General features: G+C 65.0%; 7 protein-coding genes. 2 read left to right on the top strand and 5 right to left on the bottom strand.

Annotation, left to right across the window (positions count from 1 at the left end):
* Positions 1 to 53: 53 nt before the first annotated feature.
* Positions 54 to 596 (bottom strand): transposase, encoded by a 543-nt coding sequence (locus AB1609_18485; GenBank protein MEW6048435.1) that lies wholly within the window; start codon positions 594 to 596, stop codon positions 54 to 56.
* Here AB1609_18485 and AB1609_18480 point away from each other — a divergent pair.
* Positions 579 to 788: a hypothetical protein gene (locus AB1609_18480; protein ID MEW6048434.1), complete on the top strand. Its 210-nt coding sequence runs from the start codon at positions 579 to 581 to the stop codon at positions 786 to 788. The genes AB1609_18485 and AB1609_18480 overlap by 18 nt on opposite strands.
* Here AB1609_18480 and AB1609_18475 read toward each other — a convergent pair.
* From AB1609_18475 to AB1609_18465, 3 genes are all read right to left on the bottom strand, one after another.
* Positions 785 to 1,135: a hypothetical protein gene (locus AB1609_18475; GenBank protein ID MEW6048433.1), complete on the bottom strand. Its 351-nt coding sequence runs from the start codon at positions 1,133 to 1,135 to the stop codon at positions 785 to 787. The two genes, AB1609_18480 and AB1609_18475, sit on opposite strands and share 4 nt — an antisense overlap.
* An 18-nt stretch (positions 1,136 to 1,153) precedes the next feature.
* Entirely contained in the window at positions 1,154 to 1,279 is a 126-nt protein-coding gene (locus AB1609_18470; protein ID MEW6048432.1) for a hypothetical protein, read from the bottom strand.
* A gap of 150 nt (positions 1,280 to 1,429) precedes the next feature.
* On the bottom strand, positions 1,430 to 1,861 hold the full coding sequence (locus tag AB1609_18465) for a hypothetical protein (protein MEW6048431.1): 432 nt from the start codon (positions 1,859 to 1,861) through the stop codon (positions 1,430 to 1,432).
* Positions 1,862 to 2,226: 365 nt separating this feature from the next.
* Here AB1609_18465 and AB1609_18460 point away from each other — a divergent pair, with 365 nt between their 5' ends.
* The gene (locus AB1609_18460) at positions 2,227 to 2,376 is read left to right on the top strand and encodes a hypothetical protein (protein MEW6048430.1); all 150 of its coding nucleotides are present in this window, start codon (positions 2,227 to 2,229) and stop codon (positions 2,374 to 2,376) included.
* Between the two features lie 156 nt (positions 2,377 to 2,532).
* On the opposite strand, the gene AB1609_18455 is transcribed toward AB1609_18460, so the two are convergent.
* Positions 2,533 to 2,706: a hypothetical protein gene (locus AB1609_18455; GenBank protein MEW6048429.1), complete on the bottom strand. Its 174-nt coding sequence runs from the start codon at positions 2,704 to 2,706 to the stop codon at positions 2,533 to 2,535.
* Positions 2,707 to 3,438 lie beyond the last annotated feature (732 nt).

The following is a 3,438-nucleotide window of genomic DNA, read 5'->3' as shown; positions in this document are numbered from 1 at the left end:
GGAAGGGGAGCTCACCTCGAAGCAGCGGCTTGAGGAAAGGCCTTGACAGGGGATCATGCGTGTAGCTGCTCATCCCTTACCGGGGGGACGTAACCTACGTTCGTCGTGAACGGGGGGCGGCCTCGTTCATCGTAGCTAGGGAGATGCGCTGAGCTGAGCGCAGGGGGCCGTTCTCGTTGGGGATCGGCCGGCCCTTCCGGCCGATGCCCCTTGCCTCGTGACGTCTCCCTCCTGCTCTCTGGCAGGGGCTTCTGGCAGACGCGCAGCCGGCTGCGCACATCCTCCGGGACGGCGAGGTCTTGCGCCAAGGCCTGGGCCTCGGCCTTCTCCGCCGGCTGGTGGGCCAGATCCTCAAACGCATACGGCCGGTTCTCCTTCAGGACGCGGAACAGCCGACCGAGCAGATGAGGCACCACGGCGCAGACCGCTTTACTGTGGGGCGCGCCCTTTCCCATCACGGCTCGGCGGTAAACCTCGGCCAGGTGGGGATCGACCCAGCGGGCGGCGTCGGCTGCCATGAAGAGGATGCGTTCGAGCCAGGCCCGCCCTGCCTTGCTCATGCGGGAGTGTGCAACCCGTTGCCCCGATTGCTCCACCTTTGGGACGTAGCCACTATAGGCGCGAAGCTGGCGCGCTTCATCGAGCCGCTCGACCAGGGGCTACAAGGACAGCAGGGCGGGGGCGGCCACCTCCTTCACGCCCGGCAGCGATTCGACGTGGCGCCGGGAGTCAAGCTCTCAACGGAGGGCATAATTCTCGGCCTGGAGCTGCCGCTGCTCTGGGGTTAAGAGGTTGAACAGTTGAAGTTCGCTGCCAATCTCTCGGCAAAGGGCCGAGGCGGCGGGTTCCTGCGCGCCCCAGGGCCTACGGCCTGCCGGGCGAGCTCCACCAGGGTAGCAGCCTCCTCTACCGAAACGGGACGCCCCGACTGGGACGTCAGCGTTCGCGCCAGGTTCTCGGGCGCCTGACGGGCCAGGCGCCCCGGATGCGACCAGTAGCGGCAGATGGCCTGGGCCTGCGGCTGCGCCGGATCGGGAAGCAACAAGGCCAGGCCCGGAATCGCCCTATCCAGAAGGGCCCTCAGCTCGTTGGTCCTGTTGGCGATGCGCCGGGCCAGCTCGTGTTCTCGCCGCACCCCACGCTGCAGTTGATCCTAACACGGGTCGGGCGGAAGAAGGACCGGCCAGATCCGAATCCGGGCCGCGGCCGACAGCTTGGCCAGGGCCAGAGCGTCGAGGTTATCCGTCTTGTGATGGCAGTGGCCCATGGCGGCGTGCATGCCCTGCACCTCGTTGGGCGTGGCCTGATAGACGGCGTAACCCCCGAGTTATCAGATAGGTGGCGAGGGTCTTCCAGGCCGATTCGGTGGGCTCCAGAGAGCGCCGCTGTCCCCCGGTTTGCCACCGTCACCGCAATGCTCTGCGAAAGCTTACGACTGGCGCACTCCGTCAATCAGGTCGACCGCTTCCATTAACAACTCACGAATCCTTTCGATTGGTTCACGGGACTCCTCTTGGCCGTTATCAGGTGCTGTTCCTACGCTGTTGCGCCTTTGCCAGACAGACAGCGCCTTTCTGAGTACCTCGTCCTCCTCGCGTCCAGGGGTCACTGCAGCCTTGATGAGCCTCGCAGCAACGCTGTCCGACTCATACAGCCGCACTACCTCCCATTGATACGTTGGCAAGTGTCGGGGGAAGTGCCTAATCCCCCTGTTCGCCAATTCTTGTGAAATTCTCTGTACCACGTTGCTCCCCAATTTACCAAAGCCTGCGGCGTCACGCAGTTCACCCATAGTCACCGATAACAGCCCTCTGTGTTCCCTCACTCGCTGAGCAATGCCGTCGAGTTCCTCGGATAGCATTGACGTCCCCTCCTTGACGAACAATTCTTGTGGTCAGCAAGATAATAATTCCACAAAAGAATTGCGTCAAGAGATCCTGCTATCCCACGCCCGACGCAGGGCGATCACTCTATGCGGATTGTCTCGGGAGTAAACCGCCAAAGACGCACTAACCTGACAGCCTCAGCTATGCCGAGGCCAGCGTAATTCGATGAGTGATAAGTTGGTGATTTCGCGGGAGCCGAGAAAAATACGAAACATGAAACAATTATACCCCAGCGTGCTACCTGTGCCATCGCTTCCACGCGCTCCACGACAAGGTGGTCCGCACCGACGTCCTGGTGCGCGCCTCGACCCAAGTGGCACAGAACCGGGGCGCCCCCGGAGTGGATGCGCAGACTATCGAGGCGGTCGAGGCGCAGGGAGTCGGGCTGTTTCTGGCCGAGCTCCAGGCGGAACTGAGGGCCGGGCCGTACCGGCCCCAGGCCGTCCGGCGGGTCCTGATTCCGAAACCTTTGGACGCTACGTCCGGATGACCGGCCCACCCCCGCCGAACCGTTCGCCCTCGTCCGCAGCCCCCGCTTTACCCGGCATATCCGCGAAGTCTCGACTGGCCCTAACCGGGTCGTCCCGACTCGCCCTAATCGACCGGGGCCGCCTCGCCCGCACAAGGCGGCGCCGCCGGCCCACCCTCACTGAATACCCCTCCTCTCACCCTCATCGAGGGGCGCGCCATCTCCCCCCATGAACCGGCGCACCTCGCCCTCGTACCGTTGCGCCACCTTGTCCTCACGCAGCGGCTCCACCTTGCCCTCATACAGTCGCACCAGCTCGCCCTGATACGGCGGGCCCGCCTTGCCTTGCACAGTGGCACCACTTTGCCCTCGCACAGCGGCGCCGCCCCCCGGAAAGCCGCCACGCCGACCCTATTTACGGCCCGCTGTAACTCTGCTGCCGTGGATCGGCCTGTCCAGCAGCCCAGGGCTCTCAGATCGACGCGCCGCAAGCCCCCGGCACACTGCGCGAGGACGCCGGCTCAAGGGCGCTCTGCCCGGTTTCCCGCCGACCTGGCTCGGTCGCCCCGTAGGCTGCGCCATCCCGGCGGCTCCGCGCTTGCCTCGCGGCCCCGGGGGGACGCTTGCCTGCCTTATTGGTCTGCCCCCCGAGGTGCCGCAACCTTCGCTCCTTTCGAGCTCCCGTCGCCCTCTCTCTCCTACTTGGAACGGTCGCGTCCCCTCATGAGGCCACCCGTCCTGGGACGGTGAGCCGTTCAGACTGTTCCCTTCAGCCAGGACACTCGGGACAGCCGGCCCCAGCACAACTCGGGGCACTGCACAGCGCAGCAGGGCGCAGGAGTTACCTTAATCGGCGCCAGCGTGCAGCCGCTTGAGGCCGGCCCCGCCCGCAGGGCGGTCGAGGGCAGGAGGATATTGGCGAAGTTCGTCGAAGCTTATCATTGGGATTGAGAACGGTTTGAAACAGCGGGTCGGCGCAAGCTCCTCGACCACCAGATGGCCGTGGGCGCGCTCCGGGACGGGAGGTGAGGCTCGTCCCTCAGAAAGTATGGGTGAGCGCGGTAATCGACGGCGACACCTTTC

The organism is Bacillota bacterium (assembly GCA_040754675.1).
Taxonomy (GTDB): Bacteria; Bacillota; Limnochordia; order Limnochordales; family Geochordaceae; genus Geochorda.
The sequence above is the reverse complement of the archived record's forward strand: the minus strand, read 5'-3'. Positions and strand labels throughout refer to the sequence as shown.

Excerpts from the sequence above, each read along its gene's own strand:
- AB1609_18465 (MEW6048431.1), bottom strand. The coding sequence starts at position 1,861 with ATGCTATCCGAGGAACTCGACGGCATTGCTCAGCGAGTGAGGGAACAC.
- AB1609_18470 (MEW6048432.1), bottom strand. The coding sequence starts at position 1,279 with ATGCACGCCGCCATGGGCCACTGCCATCACAAGACGGATAACCTCGAC.